Origin of the sequence: Streptomyces sp. NPDC093071 (assembly GCF_044754545.1) — a bacterium.
Classification (GTDB): Bacteria; Actinomycetota; Actinomycetes; order Streptomycetales; family Streptomycetaceae; genus Streptomyces.
The window spans coordinates 410,644-426,226 of sequence record NZ_JBIVPH010000004.1; the positions used below are offsets into that span (position 1 = coordinate 410,644).

Sequence of the window (15,583 nt, forward strand, 5' to 3'; positions counted from 1 at the left end):
GCTGCAGCGACTCGAAACGGCCTTACTTGACCGTGACGGAGGCGCCGGCGGCCTTGAGGGACTCGGCGGCCTTCTCGGCGACGTCCTTCGCGACCTTCTCGAGGACCGGCTTCGGGGTGCCGTCGACCAGGTCCTTGGCCTCCTTGAGGCCCAGGGAGGTGAGCTCGCGCACGACCTTGATGACCTGGATCTTCTTGTCGCCGGCACCCTCGAGGATGACGTCGAACTCGTCCTGCTCGGCCTCGGCCTCGGCAGCGGCGGCCGGGGCGCCCGGGCCGGCGACGGCGACGGCCGCGGCGGCGGTGACGTCGAACTTCTCCTCGAAGGCCTTCACGAACTCGGAGAGCTCGATGAGGGTGAGCTCCTCGAACTGGGCGAGGAGTTCGTCCTGGGTGAGCTTCGCCATGATGGGCGATCCTTCCACTAATTCGGCAGGTGCCGGATGTATAGAGAGGCGGGCGTACTGTCGGCCCGCTGCGATCCGCGCACGAGAGTGACGCGGATCAATGCGCGAGCCGAATTACTCGGCACCGCCCTGCTCGGCGAGCTTGACGCGAAGCGCCTCCGCGGTGCGGACGAACTTCGACGGCAGCGCCTGGAAGAGCGAGGCAGCCTGGGACTGCTTGCCCTTGAACGCGCCGGCCAGCTTGCTGAGCAGAACCTCGCGGGACTCGAGGTCCGCGAGCTTCTTGATCTCATCGGCGGACAGCGCCTTGCCGTCAAGGACACCGCCCTTGATGATGAGATTCGGGTTCTCCTTGGCGAAGTCACGCAGGCTCTTCGCCGACTCCACCGGGTCACCGGTGATGAAGGCGACCGCGGTCGGACCAGCGAAGTGCTCGTCCAGCGCGGTGATCCCGGCCTGGTTGGCCGCAATCTTGGTCAGCGTGTTCTTCACCACGGCGTACTGGGCGTTCTCACCGAGCGAACGACGCAGCGTCTTGAGCTGCGCCACGGTGAGACCCCGGTACTCGGTCAGCACGGCGGCGTTCGAGCTGCGGAACTGGTCCTCAAGCTCGGCTACCGCGGCAGCCTTGTCGGGCCTTGCCATAGAGCGTCGGCCTCCTTCCGGGTGATGAGGACCGCTCAGAAGGGGCTGACAAAACAAAACGCCCCGGGCGCAGGCGCACGGGGCTCAGCTCGACCGATCCGCGGGGAATCGGGAACTCTTCCACAGTCACCTGCGCGGGTCGTTCGCATCTCTCAGCGAATCCTTCGGCCACCGCACCCTGATGGGCGCAGAGACGACCAGCGGTCTTTGGCTTCTCCGGAAGAGTACGCGACCGGGTCGCCCGGGAGCAAATCGGCCCTGATCGGCCCTCCGGGGGGGCCGGAAGGACCGGGAGGACCGGGAGGGCCGGAAGGGCCGGGAGGGCCGGGAGGGCCGGAAGGACCGGGAGGGCCGGAAGGGCCAGGAGGGGTGGGGAGGGCCGGGAACGGCGAGAAGCCGGCCCCGCGCCTCCGGAGAGGTGCGGGGCCGGCTGACCACTTCAGCGAGCCGTTGGGGCTCAGACCGCGGCCGGGTCCTCCTCGACGAGGAGGTTGCGGGTGCGGTTGGAGTCCAGCGGGATGCCGGGGCCCATCGTCGTCGTCAGGGTCGCCTTCTTGATGTAGCGGCCCTTGGCGGCGGACGGCTTCAGACGGAGGATCTCCTCCAGGGCCGCGGCGTAGTTCTCGACCAGCTTCGTCTCGTCGAAGGAGACCTTGCCGATGATGAAGTGCAGGTTCGAGTGCTTGTCGACGCGGAACTCGATCTTGCCGCCCTTGATCTCGTTGACGGCCTTCGCCACGTCGGGGGTGACGGTGCCGACCTTCGGGTTCGGCATGAGACCACGCGGGCCGAGGACGCGGCCGAGGCGGCCGACCTTGCCCATGAGGTCCGGGGTGGCCACCACGGCGTCGAACTCGTTCAGGCGGTTGCCCTTGGAGATCTCGTCGATGAGCTCGTCGGAGCCGACGATGTCGGCGCCCGCGGCGATCGCGGCCTCGGCACGCTCACCGGTCGCGAAGACCAGGACCCGGGCGGTCTTGCCGGTGCCGTGCGGGAGGTTCACGGTGCCACGGACCATCTGGTCGGCCTTGCGCGGGTCGACACCCAGGCGGAAGGCGACCTCGACGGTGCCGTCGAACTTCGTGGTGGCGGTGTCCTTGGCGAGACGGACGGCCTCGAGGGGAGCGTAGTTCCGCTCGCGGTCGACCTTGGCGTCCGCGCCGCGGAGAGCCTTGCTGCGCTTCACTTCTTCTCCTGTTGTTTCAGGTATGGAGTCGTGGTGCGGGCCGCGCCGGCCCTACCACTGGGTCACGAGGGGGCTGATCAGCCCTCGACCGTGATGCCCATGGAACGGGCGGTGCCAGCGATGATCTTGGACGCGGCGTCCAGGTCGTTGGCGTTCAGGTCGGGGAGCTTGACCGTGGCGATCTCGCGGACCTGGGCGGCGGTGAGCTTGGCGACCTTGGTCTTGTGCGGCTCGCCGGAGCCCTTGTCCACACCCGCGGCCTTGAGGATCAGCTTGGCGGCCGGCGGAGTCTTGGTGATGAAGGTGAAGGAACGGTCCTCGTAGACCGTGATCTCCACCGGCACGACCATGCCACGCTGCGACTCGGTCGCGGCGTTGTAGGCCTTGCAGAACTCCATGATGTTGACGCCGTGCTGACCCAGTGCGGGGCCGACCGGCGGGGCCGGGTTGGCCGCACCGGCGTTGATCTGGAGCTTGATAAGCCCCGTGACCTTCTTCTTCTTGGGAGGCATTGCTCTCTCCGGGTCCTAGTGAGAGTGTTCGGCCCGCCATCCGGACATCCGGATGCAGGCATACCGCACAACGATAACGGGTATAGAGGTGCGGCTAAAAACCGAGCAGGTCAGAGCGGCTGTCACAGCCGCTCTGACCTGCTCGGAAGACCGTGTGATCAGTTCTTCTGGATCTGGTCGAAGCTGAGCTCGACCGGAGTCTCGCGGCCGAAGATCTCGACGAGGCCCTTGACCTTCTTCGAGTCGGCGTTGATCTCGTTGATCGTGGCCTGGAGGGTGGCGAAGGGGCCGTCGGTGACGGTGACCGAGTCGCCGACCTCGAAGTCCAGGACCTGGACCTCCAGCTTGCGGGCCGGAGCCGGCTTGCCCTCGGCCTCGGCGGCCTCGCGGGCGGCCTTCTCCTCGGCCTCCGGGGCGAGCATCTTGACGATCTCGTCCAGGGTCAGCGGGTACGGGTCGTAGGCGTTGCCCACGAAGCCGGTGACGCCGGGGGTGTTGCGGACGACGCCCCAGGACTCGTTCGTGAGGTCCATGCGGACGAGCACGTAGCCGGGGAGCTTGTTCTGCTTGACGTTCTTCCGCTCGCCGCCCTTGATCTGGACGATCTCTTCCTCGGGGACCTCGGCCTGGTAGATGAAGTCCTCGACGTTGAGCGAGACGGCGCGCTGCTCCAGGTTGGCCTTCACGCGCTTCTCGTAGCCCGCGTAGGTGTGGATGACGTACCACTCGCCGGGGAGGGTGCGCAGCTCCTCGCGGAGCGCGGCGACCGGGTCGACCGGAGCGGCCTCCTCGGCCTCTTCCTCGGTCTCGGCGGCCTCGTCCGCGTCCTCGACGGCGCTCTCGTCCTCGTCGGCCTCGTCGTCCGCGGCGACCTCGTCCTCGACGGTCTCCTCGGCGGCGGCCTCGTCCGCAGCGTCCTCAGCAGCGTCGGCCTGGTCCTCGTCGGCGGCCTCGACGATGTCCAGCTCGTCCTCGACGGGCTCGGACTCGAAGGCGTCGTTCAGGTTCGCGTCAGACACGGTGGCTGCTTCTTCCTGCGATACAGATGGGGTGGAACAAAAAGTCAGCCGAAGACGTACTTGACTGCTTCCTGGAAGCCATAGTCAATCACGGTGACAAGGCCGATCATGATGACGACGAAGATGATCACCACAGTGGTGTACGTCGACAGCTGGCTGCGCGTGGGCCAGACGACCTTGCGGAGCTCCGCGATGATCTGGCGGTAGAAGAGCGCGAGGCGGCCCAGAGGACCCTTCTTCCCGCGCTTCCCGCCCTTGCGGGACTTCCTCTTCGACTCTGCGGTCTCGTCGTCGGCATCAGGCGTGTCGATGGAGCCTACGGCGTCCGTCACGATGTCTCACCTGATTCCGGGTCGGCCGTGCCGCGCCCGGGTGGAGCCGCACGGCGGTGCAATGAAGTACGTACATGCGCACAACACCTGGCGGTGTGTGTAGCAGGGCCGGAGGGACTTGAACCCCCAACCGCCGGTTTTGGAGACCGGTGCTCTACCAATTGAGCTACGACCCTTTGTGTCGGTGCCCCAACCTACCGCATCGTGAGACGCGGGCGGTGCGGACCAACGAGGAGTGAGCATACGTGGTCTTGGGCCCCTACGTCGAACAGAAACCGCCCCGACCTGCCGCAGACCTGCCGACGGGCGCGCGTACGACCGGGAATGACCGTTCCTGTCCGGTCCGTGAAACCTGTGTGCCCGGCCGGAACGCGGTCTGGGACGATGGGCCGCATGAGCGCTGCTACCCCTCCCACCGAGCGTCGGGTCTCCGCCCGGATCGGTGCGATCTCCGAGTCCGCCACCCTCGCCGTCGACGCCAAGGCCAAGGCCCTCAAGGCCGCCGGTCGCCCGGTGATCGGTTTCGGCGCGGGCGAGCCCGACTTCCCGACCCCCGACTACATCGTCGAGGCGGCCGTGGAGGCCTGCAAGAACCCGAAGTACCACCGCTACACCCCGGCCGGCGGCCTGCCCGAGCTGAAGTCCGCCATCGCCGCCAAGACGCTGCGCGACTCCGGCTACGAGGTCGACCCGTCCCAGATCCTGGTGACCAACGGCGGCAAGCAGGCGATCTACGAGGCCTTCGCCGCGATCCTCGACCCGGGCGACGAGGTCATCGTCCCGGCGCCGTACTGGACGACGTACCCCGAGTCGATCCGCCTCGCGGGCGGCGTGCCGGTGGAGGTCGTGGCCGACGAGACGACCGGCTACCGGGTCTCGGTGGAGCAGCTGGAGGCGGCCCGCACGGAGAAGACCAAGGTCGTCCTCTTCGTCTCCCCCTCGAACCCGACCGGCGCCGTCTACAGCGAGGCCGACGCCGAGGCGATCGGCCGCTGGGCCGTCGAGCACGGCCTGTGGGTCCTGACGGACGAGATCTACGAGCACCTGGTCTACGGCGACGCGAAGTTCACCTCGCTGCCGGCCCTCGTGCCCGAGCTGCGCGACAAGTGCGTCGTGGTCAACGGCGTGGCGAAGACGTACGCGATGACGGGCTGGCGCGTCGGGTGGATCGTCGGCCCGAAGGACGTCGTGAAGGCCGCCACGAACCTCCAGTCGCACGCCACGTCCAACGTGAGCAACGTCGCGCAGGTCGCCGCGCTCGCCGCCGTCTCCGGGAACCTGGACGCGGTCGCGGAGATGCGCACCGCCTTCGACCGGCGCCGCCAGACGATCGTGCGGATGCTGAACGAGATCGACGGCGTCGTCTGCCCGACCCCGGAGGGCGCGTTCTACGTGTACCCGTCGGTGAAGGGGCTGCTCGGCAAGGAGATCCGCGGGCAGCGTCCGGCGACCTCCGTCGAGCTGGCCGCCCTGATCCTGGACGAGGTCGAGGTCGCGGTCGTCCCGGGCGAGGCCTTCGGCACCCCGGGCTACCTGCGCCTGTCGTACGCGCTGGGCGACGAGGACCTGGTGGAGGGCGTGTCCCGGATCCAGAAGCTCCTGGCCGAGGCGACGGACTGATCGCAGCGGCACGCGGGCCCCGGTTCCCCGGAACCGGGGCCCGTTTCTGCGTTCGGGAGGCCCCCGATCGGGGAAAGGGGCTGTCCTCCCCCATTCGGGTGCGGCAGGATCGGTCGATGGAGCACAACGACCGCGACCTCACCCTGTTGCCCAAGGCCCATCTGCACCTGCACTTCACCGGTTCGATGCGGCCCACGACGCTGATCGAGCTGGCCGACAAGTACGGCGTACACCTCCCGGAAGCGCTGAGCAGCGGTACGCCTCCCAAGCTGCGGGCGACCGACGAGCGCGGCTGGTTCCGCTTCCAGCGGCTCTACGACATCGCCCGTTCCTGCCTGCGCGCGCCGGAGGACATCCGGCGGCTCGTCCGCGAGGCGGCCGAGGAGGACGTCAGGGACGGCTCGGGCTGGCTGGAGATCCAGGTCGACCCCACCTCGTACGCCCCGCACCTCGGCGGGCTCATCCCGGCCCTGGAGATCATCCTGGACGCGGTCGAGTCGGCGTCCCGGGACACCGGGCTCGGGATGCGGGTCCTGGTGGCGGCGAACCGGATGAAGCACCCCCTGGAGGCGCGCACCCTGGCCCGGCTCGCGGTGCGGTTCGCGGACCGGGGCGTGGTGGGCTTCGGGCTCTCCAACGACGAGCGGCGCGGCATGGCCCGCGACTTCGACCGGGCGTTCGCGATCGCCCGGGACGGCGGCCTCCTGGCGGCCCCGCACGGCGGCGAACTGACGGGCCCGGCGTCGGTGCGGGACTGCCTGGACGACCTGCGGGCGGCGCGGGTCGGCCACGGGGTGCGGGCGGCGGAGGACCCGAGGCTGCTGCGCAGGCTCGCCGAGCGCGGGGTGACCTGCGAGGTCTGCCCGGCGTCGAACGTGGCCCTCGGGGTGTACGAGAGGCACGAGGACGTACCGCTGCGGACCCTCTTCGACGCGGGGGTGCCGATGGCGCTCGGCGCGGACGACCCGCTGCTCTTCGGCTCCCGGCTCGCGGCGCAGTACGAGATCGCCCGCCGGCACCACGGCTTCACGGACGTCGAACTGGCGGAGCTGGCCCGGCAGTCGGTGCGGGGTTCCGCCGCGCCGGAGGGGGTACGCGAGAAGCTGCTCGCGGGCATCGACGACTGGATCGGGTCCTGAACGGGCACTGAGCGGGCTCTGCGCGGGTCCTGCCCCGGGGGAGGCACGGGATGATGAGGCTCACCGTCTTCGGCGCGACCGGCGGCACCGGCCGGGAGATCGTCCGCCAGGCGCTGGCCGCGGGCCACGAGGTGACGGCGGTCGTACGGAACCCGGCGCGGCTCGCGGTGAGCGGCACCCGGCTCGTGGTCCGGCGGGCCGAGGACCTGTCCGATCCCGAGGCGCTGCGCGCGGCGGTCGGCGGCCGGGACGCGGTGCTCTCGGGCCTCGGGGCCAGGAGCCGGGCGGACGCGGGCGTGGCGGCCCGGCTGACCCGCTCGGTGCTCGCGGCGATGGAGGCCGAGAAGGTGCGCCGCCTCCTGGTGGTCAGCGCGGCCCCGCTGGGGCCGGTCCCGGAGGGTCAGGCCCTCGTGGACCGGGCGGCCCGCGCGGTCGTGAGCGCTGTCCTGAAGGACGTGTACGCCGATCTGCGGGCCATGGAGGCGGACCTGGCCGCGAGCGACGCCGACTGGACCGCCGTGCGCCCGCCCCGGCTGACGGACGGGCCGGGCACCGGCCGGTACCGCACGGCCGTCGCCGGCACCCCGCCCCGGGGCCGCTTCCTGGCCCGCGCGGACGTGGCGCACGCGATGCTGGCGATGATCGACGACCCGTCGACGCTGAAGCAGGGCGTGGGCGTCGCGTACTAGCCGTACCGGCGGTGCTAGATCTCGACGCCGACGGTGACGGGCTCGTTGACGAGGGTGATCCCGAAGGCCTCGCGCACCCCGGCGACGACCTCGCGGGCGAGGGCGAGCAGGTCCTCGGTGGTCGCCGCGCCCCGGTTGGTGAGGGCGAGCGTGTGCTTGGTGGAGATCCGGGCGGGCCCGGAGCCGTACCCCTTGGTGAAGCCGGCCCGGTCGATCAGCCAGGCCGCCGAGGTCTTCACGTCGTCGCCGTCGTCCCCGGCGGGGAAGGCGGGCGGGACGACGTCCGGGCCGAGGCGCTCGGCCACGCGCGCGAGGAAGGCCCCGTACTGCTCCGCCGTGAGGATCGGGTTGGTGAAGAAGGAGCCGGCCGACCAGGTGTCGTGGTCCTCCGGGTCCAGGACCATGCCCTTCCCGGCGCGCAGCTTCAGGACGGTCTCGCGGGCGGCGGCGAGCGGGACGCGGTCGCCGGCCGCGACGCCGAGGGCGCGGGCGGTCTCGGCGTACTTGATGGGCGCGGAGAGCCCGTCGGCGTCTTCCAGCTCGAAGCGGACCCGCAGCACGACGTACCGCTCGGGGTGCTCCTTGAAGCGGCTGTGCCGGTACGAGAAGGCGCACTCGGCGTTGGTCAGCGTGACCGTCTCGCGCGTGGTCCGGTCGTACGCGACGACCTCGGTGACGGTGGCGGAGACGTCCTGCCCGTACGCGCCGACGTTCTGGATCGGGGTGGCCCCGGCCGAGCCGGGGATCCCGGCGAGGCACTCGACCCCGGCGAGCCCGGCCTCGACGGTCCGCGCGACGGCGTCCGTCCAGACCTCTCCGGCGGCCAGCTCCAGGCGGGTCCCGTCGAGGGAGAAGCCGGTGGTGGCGATCCGCAGCGCGGTGCCGTCGAAGCCCTTGTCCCCGATGACCAGGTTGGACCCGCCGCCGATGATCAGCAGCGGCGTCCCGGCGTCGTCGGCCTCGCGGACGGCGGCGATCACCTCGTCGTCGGTGGTGGCGGTGACGAGCCGGGAGGCGGGTCCGCCGAGACGGAAGGTGGTGAGGGGGGCGAGGGGGGCGTCGTTGAGGAGCTGCACGGGCCCAAGGTTACGGCTTGCTTTTTCGCGGGCGAAAAAGCAAGCCGTAGTCCGACGTCGGTCAGGCGAGCCGCACCACGGCCCGGCTCATCCCCAGGACCTTCTGGCCCGCGCTGGTCGCGGTGAGGTCCACCCGTACCAGGCCGTCGTCCAGCTTGGCGGCGACCTTGGCGGCGACCTCGATCAGGGCGCCGGTGTCGTCGTTGGGAACGATGACCGGCTTGGTGAAGCGGACGCCGTACTCGACGACGGCGGCGGGGTCGCCGGCCCAGTCGGTGACGACGCGGATCGCCTCGGCCATGGTGAACATGCCGTGGGCGATGACGTCGGGCAGGCCGACCCCGACCGCGAACTTCTCGTTCCAGTGGATGGGGTTGAAGTCCCCGGAGGCGCCGGCGTACCGGACGAGGGTGGCGCGGGTCACGGGGAAGGTCTGCGCGGGCAGTTCGGTGCCGACCTCGACCTCGTCGTAGGCGATCTTCGCGGTCATGGTCAGGCCTCCTCGGGCGCTCGGGAGACGAGCTTGGTCCAGGCGGTGACGACGTGCTCGCCGGTCTCGTCGTGGACCTCGCCGCGGATGTCCAGGATGTCGTTGCCCGCCAGCGACTTGATCGCCTCGATGGTGGAGGTGACGGAGAGCCGGTCTCCGGCGCGTACGGGACGGGCGTAGACGAACTTCTGGTCGCCGTGGACGACCCGGCTGTAGTCGAGGCCCAGCTGCGGGTCCTCGACGACCTGTCCGGCCGCCTTGAAGGTGATGGCGAACACGAAGGTCGGCGGGGCGATCACGTCGGGGTGGCCGAGCGCCTTGGCCGCCTCCGCGTCGGTGTACGCGGGGTTGGCGTCCCCGATCGCCTCGGCGAATTCGCGGATCTTCTCGCGGCCGACCTCGTAGGGCGGGGTGGGCGGATAGGTCCGGCCCACGAAGGACTGGTCGAGCGCCATGGACTCGATACCTCCTGGATTTGTTGCCGACAAACGACACGAGGCCGCCCCCGAAGTGGGGACGGCCTCGTGTACGAGCCTGATTAACGCGTCTCGCGGTGCGCGGTGTGCGAGTTGCAGCGAGGGCAGTGCTTCTTCATCTCAAGACGGTCCGGGTTGTTACGCCGGTTCTTCTTGGTGATGTAGTTCCGCTCCTTGCACTCCACGCAGGCCAGCGTGATCTTCGGGCGGACGTCGGTGGCAGCCACGTGAGTGCTCCTTGGACGGACGGTTGGACGGATGAACGCATAAAAGGGTAGCCGATCGAAGGACCGACCCCGCAATCGGCTACCGTGTGTAGCGGTGACCGGACTTGAACCGGTGACACAGCGATTATGAGCCGCTTGCTCTACCGACTGAGCTACACCGCTTTGATGATCCGGATCCCGCCCGAAGGCGGGTCCTTCTCACCAGAGCCCCAATACGGAATCGAACCGTAGACCTTCTCCTTACCATGGAGACGCTCTACCGACTGAGCTATTGGGGCGAGCGAGGAAGACATTACACGGTCCCCGGCCCATCTCCCAAATCCGTTTCCCGGAGCCGTTCCGCCCCCTCCCACCAGGCGTCACGTACGCCACACGTGCCCTCATCGGTACGCCCGCCGCGCCTCTCCCCGCAGGTCATCGCGGGCGCCCCTAGGCTCGGGCCCACGCCGGGTGATCCCGATCCCGAGGAGGCCTGAGGAGCCGGATGTCAGCCGACAGCAAGCAGCCCCGGCCGCCCGGGGACGGGGCCGCGCCCGGCGCCGGCCCGACCTCGCTCCTGCTCGCGCACGCGCGTCTCGCCGACGGGCGGACCGTGGACGTGCGGCTGGTGGGCGACCGGATCGAGGCGGTCGGCACGGCGGGCAGCCTGGAGCCGGTGACCGCGGGCGCCCGGGTGGACCTCACCGGCCATCTGCTGCTGCCCGCGCCGGCCGAGCCGCACGCCCACGCCGACACCGCGCTCACCGCCGACCTCCCCGGCCCCGTCCCGTACGACGGGGAGGAGGTGCGGCGCCGGGCCACGGAGGCCGCGCTGCTCCAGCTCGGGCACGGCGCGACCGCGCTGCGCGCGCACGTGCGGATCGGCGGCGACCGCGGGCTCGGGCCGCTGGAGGCGGTGCTCAGGGCCCGGCGTTCGCTGCACGGCCTGGGCGAGCTGACGCCGGTCGCCGTGCCCCGGCTGCTCACGGGGGCGGCGGGCGCGGACGGGCGGGCGCTGCTGCGGGACGCGGTGCGCGCGGGCGCGGGGGCGGTCGGCGGCCGCCCGGACCTGGATCCCGACCCGGACGGGCACTTGGCGGCGGTCCTGGAGGTCGCGGCGGAGCACGGGGTGCCGGTGGACCTGCACACCGAGGGGGACGACCCGGCGTGGCTGGCCCGCCTGGCGGCGCGGGCCGGGGAGCTGGGGACGGCGGTGACGATCGGGCCGTGCGCGGGCCTCGCCCGGCTGCCCTCGGAGGTGGCGGGGCGGGCGGCGGACCGGCTGGCGGCGGCCGGCGTGACGGTGGTGTGCCTGCCGCAGGGCGGGTGCGCGGACGCGGGGTCGCGGGGCCGGGAGCCCGGGGGGACGGCGCCGGTGCGGCTGCTGCGGTCGACTGGGGTGCGGGTGGCGGCCGGGAGCGGGGCGCTGCGGGACGCGGCGAACCCGGTGGGGCGCGGGGACCCGCTGGAGGCGGCGTACCTGCTGGCCTCGCAGGGCGGGCTCTCGCCGGAGGAGGCGTACGGGGCGGTGAGCACGGAGGCGCGGGCGGCCCTCGGCCTTCCGGAGGTACGGGTGGAGGCGGGCTTCCCGGCGGAGCTCCTGGCGGTGCGGGGCGAGCGGCTCGCGGGCGCGCTGTCCCTGGCGTACAGCAGGATCGTGGTGCACCGGGGGCGGGTGGTGGCGCGGACGAGCGCGGTGCGGGAGTACTGCGACTCGGAGGCGGCGCCGGACCTGCCGCGGCAGGCGCGGACGAGGCGGCCGCCCGAACCGGGAAGCCCTCAGGCCGGTCCCGTCGTACGGTCGTGAGTATGCGCATCGTCATCGCTGGAGGACACGGACAGATCGCCCTGCGCCTGGAGAGGCTGCTGTCGGCGGGCGGACACGAGGTGGCGGGGATCATCCGCCGGCCGGAACAGGCGGCGGACCTGCGGGAGGCGGGTGCCGAGCCCGTCGTCCTGGACCTGGAGACGGCGTCGTCCCACATGGTCGCCGACGCCCTGCGGGGCGCCGACGCGGTCGTCTTCGCCGCGGGCGCGGGCCCGGGCAGCGGCGCGGACCGCAAGGACACGGTGGACCGGGGGGCCGCGGTGCTCTTCGCGGACGCGGCGGAACGGGCGGGGGTGCGGCGGTACGTCGTCGTCTCCTCGATGGGCGCGGACGCGTCCCACCCGGGCGAGGAGATCTTCGACACGTACCTGCGGGCCAAGGGCTCGGCGGACGACGAGATCCGCTCCCGTACGGCCCTGGACTGGACGATCCTGCGCCCCGGCACCCTCACCGACGACGCGGGCACGGGCCTGGTCCGCCTGGAGGCCCGCACGGGCCGCGGCCCGGTCCCCCGCGACGACGTGGCGGCGGTCCTCGCGGAACTCCTGGAAACCCCGGCCACGGCCGGCCTCACCCTGGAACTGACCTCGGGCTCGACGCCGGTGTCGGTGGCGGTGAAGTCGGTGGCCGGAAACTGACCCGGCCGCTCGCGCAAGCTGCACAACGAAGGAAGCCCCCGATGCAAGCATCGGGGGCTTCTTCTCGTGTGGCGACGCCAGGATTCGAACCTGGGTAGGCTAAGCCGACGGATTTACAGTCCGCTCCCATTGGCCGCTCGGGCACATCGCCATGAGATCGCTGCCGTGGAGCCGCTTTTCGGCGGTGTTCCCTGGCAACGACGTAAACAATACCTGATCCCCCGGGGTGCTCCGCCACCGGATTGATCAGCGGTTCGGGCCGTGGCTCACCCCCTAGGCTTCGGTCTGTATCCCACAGCATCCGAGCAAGGAGCCACGAGTCATGGCCGACTCCAGTTTCGACATCGTCTCCAAGGTCGAGCGGCAGGAGGTCGACAACGCCCTCAACCAGGCCGTCAAGGAGATCTCGCAGCGCTACGACTTCAAGGGAACCAACGCCTCGATCTCCTGGTCGGGCGAGAAGATCCTCATGCAGGCGAACGGCGAGGAGCGGGTCAACGCGATCCTCGACATCTTCCAGTCCAAGCTGATCAAGCGCGGGATCTCGCTCAAGTCGCTGGACGTCGAGGGCGAGCCGCAGCTCTCCGGCAAGGAGTACAAGCTCTTCGCCTCGGTCACCGAGGGCATCTCCCAGGAGAACGCCAAGAAGGTCGCGAAGACCATCCGCGACGAGGGCCCCAAGGGCGTCAAGGCCCAGGTCCAGGGCGACGAGCTGCGGGTCAGCTCGAAGAGCCGGGACGACCTCCAGGCCGTGCAGGCGCTCCTCAAGGGCAAGGACTTCGACTTCGCGATCCAGTTCGTGAACTACCGCTAGCCGGCCGCCGAAGGTCGTGTCCGAATCCCGCCAGCCCCTTCGTCGGCGGCCCCGCACACTGGGGCGTGGAAGGACCGTGCGGGAGAGGAAGCAGTCATGACCGTGTACGCGTACGTCGACGGCCCCCTGGGGGAGATGCTGCTCGTCGGGCGGCTCGTGCCGGGGGGTCGTGTCGCGTTGGGCTCGCTGTCCCTGCCGGGGCAGAAGGGGGGCGTCGCGGTCGGGGACGGGTGGACGTGTGCGCCGGGGGCCTTCGAGGAGGTCGCCGGGCAGTTGCGGGAGTACTTCGCCGGGGAGCGGGAGCGGTTCGAGGTGGTCTGTGACGACCGGGTGGGGACCGAGTTCCAGCGGCGGGTCTGGCGCGTGCTCGAAGACGTGCCGTACGGCACCACCGTCTCGTACGGGGAGATCGCCCGGCGGGTCGGGGCGGCCGGGGCCGGGGTGCGGGCCGTGGGGACCGCGATCGGGCGCAATCCGCTGCTCGTGGTGCGGCCCTGCCACCGGGTGATCGGGGCCGACGGGGCCCTGCGCGGGTACGCCGCCGGGGTCGAGCGCAAGGAGCGCCTGCTGGGCCTGGAGGGGGCCCTGGCGTGAGCGAGGGGCTCTTTCCCCGGGAGCGGGTTCTCGTGGCTCCCGGAGCCGTGCACGTGCCCGCGTGGCTCCCCTTCTCGCGGCAGCGGGAGCTGGTGGACGCCTGCCGGGAGTGGGGGCGCGGGCCCTTCCCGTACCGGCGGACCGTGCTGCCGGGCGGGGGCGTCATGTCGGTGCGGTCGCTGTGTCTGGGGCGGCAGTGGGTGCCGTATCGGTATCTCGACTCCGTCGGCCTCGAACTGCCCGGGTGGCTGGTTTCGCTTGGGCGGGAGGCCGTCGCCGAGGCGTACGGGGAGCATGGCGGCTTCGCGCCCGACACCGCGCTCGTGAACTTCTACGCGTCCGAGGCGCGGATGGGGATGCACCAGGACCGGGAGGAGCGTTCGGGCGCGCCGGTGGTGTCGCTGAGCCTCGGGGACCGGTGCGTGTTCCGCTTCGGGAACGCGGAGGGCCGGGGGCGGCCGTACCGGGACGTCGAGCTGGCCTCCGGGGACCTGTTCATCTTCGGCGGGCCCTCGCGGTGGGCGCACCACGGGGTGCCCCGGGTGTTCCCCGGGACCGCCGAGCCCGCCCTCGGGCTGCGAGGGCGGCTCAACATCACCCTGCGGGAGACCGGGATCCCCTAGTAGCCCTGCGGGACGTGGACGCCCGCGGCCCGGTCCGTGGAGACGATCTCCTTGCCCAGGGGCAGCAGCGAGACCGGGATCAGCTTGAAGTTCGCGATGCCCAGCGGGATGCCGATGATCGTGAGGCAGAGGGCGATGCCGGTGGTGATGTGGCCGAGGGCCAGCCACCAGCCGGCCAGGATCAGCCACAGGACGTTGCCCACGCAGGAGGGCGCGCCCGCGTCGCGGCGGTCGACGACCGTCTTGCCGAAGGGCCACAGGGCGTAGATCCCGATGCGGAAGGCGGCGAGCCCGAAGGGGATGCCGATGATCGTGACGCAGAGCAGGAGTCCCGCGAGCATGTAGCCCAGGAACATCCAGAATCCGCACAGGATCAGCCAAATGACGTTCAGGATCGTCTTCACGGGCGTCGACCTGCCATCTGTTCGAGCCGGGCGATGCGTTCGGCCATCGGCGGGTGGGTGGAGAACATCTTGGAGAGGCCCTGGCCGGGCCGGAACGGGTTCGCGATCATCATGTGGCTCGCGGTCTCGATCCGGGGCTCGGGCGGCAGCGGCAGCTGCTTGGTGCCGGCCTCCAGCTTCCGCAGGGCGCCCGCCAGGGCGAGCGGGTCTCCGGTGAGCTGGGCGCCGGAGGCGTCGGCCTCGTACTCCCGGGAGCGGGAGATGGCCAGCTGGATGATCGAGGCGGCGATCGGGCCGAGGATCAGGATCAGGAGATAGCCGAGGAGGCCGGGGCCGTCGTCGTCGTTGGAGCGGCCGACGGGGATCAGCCAGGCGAAGTTGACCAGGAACATGATCACGGAGGCGAGCGCTCCGGCGACCGAGGAGATGAGGATGTCCCGGTTGTAGACGTGGCTGAGCTCGTGGCCGATGACCCCGCGCAGCTCGCGCTCGTCGAGCAGGGCGAGGATGCCCTCGGTGCAGCAGACGGCGGCGTTGCGCGGGTTGCGTCCGGTCGCGAAGGCGTTGGGCGCCTGGGTCGGCGAGATGTAGAGCCGGGGCATGGGCTGGCGCGCCTGCGTGGAGAGCTCGCGCACCATCCGGTAGAGCGCGGGCGCCTCGAACTCGCTGACCGGGCGGGCGCGCATGGCCCGCAGCGCCAGCTTGTCGCTGTTCCAGTACGCGTACGCGTTGGTGCCGAGCGCCACGACGAGCGCGACGATCAGTCCCGTACGCCCGAAGAAGCTGCCGATGACGATGATGAGGGCCGAGAGCCCTCCGAGGAGGACGGCGGTCCTCAGCCCGTTGTGCCGGCGGTGCACGGTACGCCCTCCAGGTGGTGCGGCAG

The 15,583-nt window shown here is 71.0% G+C and carries 19 protein-coding genes, 4 tRNA genes and 1 pseudogene; 8 read left to right on the plus strand and 16 right to left on the minus strand.

Annotated elements, in window-relative coordinates:
- Positions 1 to 22: 22 nt before the first annotated feature.
- The 7 genes from rplL to ACIQD7_RS18820 form a co-directional block, all read right to left on the minus strand.
- Positions 23 to 406: a 50S ribosomal protein L7/L12 gene (gene rplL, locus ACIQD7_RS18790; RefSeq protein ID WP_121831423.1), complete on the minus strand. Its 384-nt coding sequence runs from the start codon at positions 404 to 406 to the stop codon at positions 23 to 25.
- A gap of 114 nt (positions 407 to 520) precedes the next feature.
- On the minus strand, positions 521 to 1,051 hold the full coding sequence (gene rplJ / locus ACIQD7_RS18795; protein WP_053646191.1) for a 50S ribosomal protein L10: 531 nt from the start codon (positions 1,049 to 1,051) through the stop codon (positions 521 to 523).
- Positions 1,052 to 1,508: 457 nt separating this feature from the next.
- A complete protein-coding gene (rplA, locus tag ACIQD7_RS18800; RefSeq protein ID WP_121831424.1) occupies positions 1,509 to 2,237 on the minus strand; it encodes a 50S ribosomal protein L1 in 729 nt (242 codons plus the stop codon).
- A 77-nt stretch (positions 2,238 to 2,314) separates the two neighbouring features.
- The gene (gene rplK / locus ACIQD7_RS18805; RefSeq protein ID WP_030318720.1) at positions 2,315 to 2,749 is read right to left on the minus strand and encodes a 50S ribosomal protein L11; all 435 of its coding nucleotides are present in this window, start codon (positions 2,747 to 2,749) and stop codon (positions 2,315 to 2,317) included.
- A gap of 158 nt (positions 2,750 to 2,907) precedes the next feature.
- Positions 2,908 to 3,768: a transcription termination/antitermination protein NusG gene (nusG, locus tag ACIQD7_RS18810; RefSeq protein ID WP_402442796.1), complete on the minus strand. Its 861-nt coding sequence runs from the start codon at positions 3,766 to 3,768 to the stop codon at positions 2,908 to 2,910.
- A 44-nt stretch (positions 3,769 to 3,812) separates the two neighbouring features.
- Positions 3,813 to 4,100 carry a preprotein translocase subunit SecE gene (secE, locus tag ACIQD7_RS18815; RefSeq protein ID WP_121831426.1) on the minus strand — a complete coding sequence of 96 codons (288 nt, stop codon included), beginning with the start codon at positions 4,098 to 4,100 and terminating at the stop codon, positions 3,813 to 3,815.
- 103 nt (positions 4,101 to 4,203) lie between these two features.
- Positions 4,204 to 4,276: transfer RNA gene (locus ACIQD7_RS18820), tRNA-Trp, on the minus strand.
- A gap of 217 nt (positions 4,277 to 4,493) precedes the next feature.
- Between ACIQD7_RS18820 and ACIQD7_RS18825 the strand changes: the two genes are divergently transcribed.
- From ACIQD7_RS18825 to ACIQD7_RS18835, 3 genes are all read left to right on the plus strand, one after another.
- Positions 4,494 to 5,720 carry a pyridoxal phosphate-dependent aminotransferase gene (locus tag ACIQD7_RS18825; RefSeq protein WP_053646258.1) on the plus strand — a complete coding sequence of 409 codons (1,227 nt, stop codon included), beginning with the start codon at positions 4,494 to 4,496 and terminating at the stop codon, positions 5,718 to 5,720.
- Between the two features lie 116 nt (positions 5,721 to 5,836).
- Entirely contained in the window at positions 5,837 to 6,859 is a 1,023-nt protein-coding gene (locus ACIQD7_RS18830) for an adenosine deaminase (protein WP_402442798.1), read from the plus strand.
- 53 nt (positions 6,860 to 6,912) lie between these two features.
- A complete protein-coding gene (locus ACIQD7_RS18835; RefSeq protein ID WP_402443284.1) occupies positions 6,913 to 7,548 on the plus strand; it encodes an NAD(P)-dependent oxidoreductase in 636 nt (211 codons plus the stop codon).
- A gap of 14 nt (positions 7,549 to 7,562) precedes the next feature.
- Here the strand turns inward: ACIQD7_RS18835 and ACIQD7_RS18840 are convergent.
- From ACIQD7_RS18840 to ACIQD7_RS18865, 6 genes and pseudogenes are all read right to left on the minus strand, one after another.
- Positions 7,563 to 8,639: pseudogene (locus tag ACIQD7_RS18840) on the minus strand (UDP-N-acetylmuramate dehydrogenase); the annotation flags it as partial.
- A gap of 46 nt (positions 8,640 to 8,685) precedes the next feature.
- The gene (locus ACIQD7_RS18845; protein ID WP_402442800.1) at positions 8,686 to 9,114 is read right to left on the minus strand and encodes a MaoC family dehydratase; all 429 of its coding nucleotides are present in this window, start codon (positions 9,112 to 9,114) and stop codon (positions 8,686 to 8,688) included.
- Between the two features lie 2 nt (positions 9,115 to 9,116).
- Positions 9,117 to 9,569 (minus strand): MaoC family dehydratase N-terminal domain-containing protein, encoded by a 453-nt coding sequence (locus ACIQD7_RS18850; protein ID WP_062752807.1) that lies wholly within the window; start codon positions 9,567 to 9,569, stop codon positions 9,117 to 9,119.
- Between the two features lie 83 nt (positions 9,570 to 9,652).
- The gene (gene rpmG, locus ACIQD7_RS18855; RefSeq protein ID WP_003956487.1) at positions 9,653 to 9,817 is read right to left on the minus strand and encodes a 50S ribosomal protein L33; all 165 of its coding nucleotides are present in this window, start codon (positions 9,815 to 9,817) and stop codon (positions 9,653 to 9,655) included.
- An 89-nt stretch (positions 9,818 to 9,906) separates the two neighbouring features.
- Positions 9,907 to 9,979: transfer RNA gene (locus tag ACIQD7_RS18860), tRNA-Met, on the minus strand.
- A gap of 43 nt (positions 9,980 to 10,022) precedes the next feature.
- Positions 10,023 to 10,095: transfer RNA gene (locus ACIQD7_RS18865), tRNA-Thr, on the minus strand.
- A gap of 206 nt (positions 10,096 to 10,301) precedes the next feature.
- Here ACIQD7_RS18865 and ACIQD7_RS18870 point away from each other — a divergent pair.
- Together ACIQD7_RS18870 and ACIQD7_RS18875 are read left to right on the plus strand one after the other, a co-directional pair.
- Entirely contained in the window at positions 10,302 to 11,603 is a 1,302-nt protein-coding gene (locus ACIQD7_RS18870; protein WP_402442802.1) for an amidohydrolase family protein, read from the plus strand.
- A gap of 2 nt (positions 11,604 to 11,605) precedes the next feature.
- On the plus strand, positions 11,606 to 12,262 hold the full coding sequence (locus tag ACIQD7_RS18875; RefSeq protein ID WP_402442804.1) for an SDR family oxidoreductase: 657 nt from the start codon (positions 11,606 to 11,608) through the stop codon (positions 12,260 to 12,262).
- Positions 12,263 to 12,331: 69 nt separating this feature from the next.
- On the opposite strand, the gene ACIQD7_RS18880 is transcribed toward ACIQD7_RS18875, so the two are convergent.
- Positions 12,332 to 12,413, minus strand: a tRNA-Tyr gene (locus ACIQD7_RS18880).
- Positions 12,414 to 12,584: 171 nt separating this feature from the next.
- Here ACIQD7_RS18880 and ACIQD7_RS18885 point away from each other — a divergent pair.
- From ACIQD7_RS18885 to ACIQD7_RS18895, 3 genes are all read left to right on the plus strand, one after another.
- On the plus strand, positions 12,585 to 13,076 hold the full coding sequence (locus ACIQD7_RS18885; RefSeq protein WP_121830148.1) for a YajQ family cyclic di-GMP-binding protein: 492 nt from the start codon (positions 12,585 to 12,587) through the stop codon (positions 13,074 to 13,076).
- A 96-nt stretch (positions 13,077 to 13,172) separates the two neighbouring features.
- The gene (locus ACIQD7_RS18890; RefSeq protein WP_402442806.1) at positions 13,173 to 13,670 is read left to right on the plus strand and encodes a methylated-DNA--[protein]-cysteine S-methyltransferase; all 498 of its coding nucleotides are present in this window, start codon (positions 13,173 to 13,175) and stop codon (positions 13,668 to 13,670) included.
- Positions 13,667 to 14,293, plus strand: coding sequence for an alpha-ketoglutarate-dependent dioxygenase AlkB family protein (locus ACIQD7_RS18895; RefSeq protein ID WP_402442807.1), 627 nt, complete (start codon positions 13,667 to 13,669; stop codon positions 14,291 to 14,293). The genes ACIQD7_RS18890 and ACIQD7_RS18895 overlap by 4 nt, the downstream gene beginning before the upstream one ends.
- On the opposite strand, the gene ACIQD7_RS18900 is transcribed toward ACIQD7_RS18895, so the two are convergent.
- On the minus strand, positions 14,290 to 14,697 hold the full coding sequence (locus ACIQD7_RS18900; protein WP_121830145.1) for a YccF domain-containing protein: 408 nt from the start codon (positions 14,695 to 14,697) through the stop codon (positions 14,290 to 14,292). The two genes, ACIQD7_RS18895 and ACIQD7_RS18900, sit on opposite strands and share 4 nt — an antisense overlap.
- Positions 14,694 to 15,557: a zinc metalloprotease HtpX gene (gene htpX / locus ACIQD7_RS18905; protein ID WP_121830144.1), complete on the minus strand. Its 864-nt coding sequence runs from the start codon at positions 15,555 to 15,557 to the stop codon at positions 14,694 to 14,696. Before htpX ends, ACIQD7_RS18900 begins: the two co-directional genes overlap by 4 nt.
- Between the last annotated feature and the right edge of the window lie 26 nt (positions 15,558 to 15,583).

Excerpts from the sequence above, each read along its gene's own strand:
- rplL (WP_121831423.1), bottom strand. The coding sequence starts at position 406 with ATGGCGAAGCTCACCCAGGACGAACTCCTCGCCCAGTTCGAGGAGCTC.
- rplJ (WP_053646191.1), bottom strand. The coding sequence starts at position 1,051 with ATGGCAAGGCCCGACAAGGCTGCCGCGGTAGCCGAGCTTGAGGACCAG.
- rplK (WP_030318720.1), bottom strand. The coding sequence starts at position 2,749 with ATGCCTCCCAAGAAGAAGAAGGTCACGGGGCTTATCAAGCTCCAGATC.
- ACIQD7_RS18825 (WP_053646258.1), top strand. The coding sequence starts at position 4,494 with ATGAGCGCTGCTACCCCTCCCACCGAGCGTCGGGTCTCCGCCCGGATC.
- ACIQD7_RS18830 (WP_402442798.1), top strand. The coding sequence starts at position 5,837 with ATGGAGCACAACGACCGCGACCTCACCCTGTTGCCCAAGGCCCATCTG.
- ACIQD7_RS18835 (WP_402443284.1), top strand. The coding sequence starts at position 6,913 with ATGAGGCTCACCGTCTTCGGCGCGACCGGCGGCACCGGCCGGGAGATC.
- ACIQD7_RS18845 (WP_402442800.1), bottom strand. The coding sequence starts at position 9,114 with ATGACCGCGAAGATCGCCTACGACGAGGTCGAGGTCGGCACCGAACTG.
- ACIQD7_RS18850 (WP_062752807.1), bottom strand. The coding sequence starts at position 9,569 with ATGGCGCTCGACCAGTCCTTCGTGGGCCGGACCTATCCGCCCACCCCG.
- ACIQD7_RS18870 (WP_402442802.1), top strand. The coding sequence starts at position 10,302 with ATGTCAGCCGACAGCAAGCAGCCCCGGCCGCCCGGGGACGGGGCCGCG.
- ACIQD7_RS18875 (WP_402442804.1), top strand. The coding sequence starts at position 11,606 with ATGCGCATCGTCATCGCTGGAGGACACGGACAGATCGCCCTGCGCCTG.
- ACIQD7_RS18885 (WP_121830148.1), top strand. The coding sequence starts at position 12,585 with ATGGCCGACTCCAGTTTCGACATCGTCTCCAAGGTCGAGCGGCAGGAG.
- ACIQD7_RS18890 (WP_402442806.1), top strand. The coding sequence starts at position 13,173 with ATGACCGTGTACGCGTACGTCGACGGCCCCCTGGGGGAGATGCTGCTC.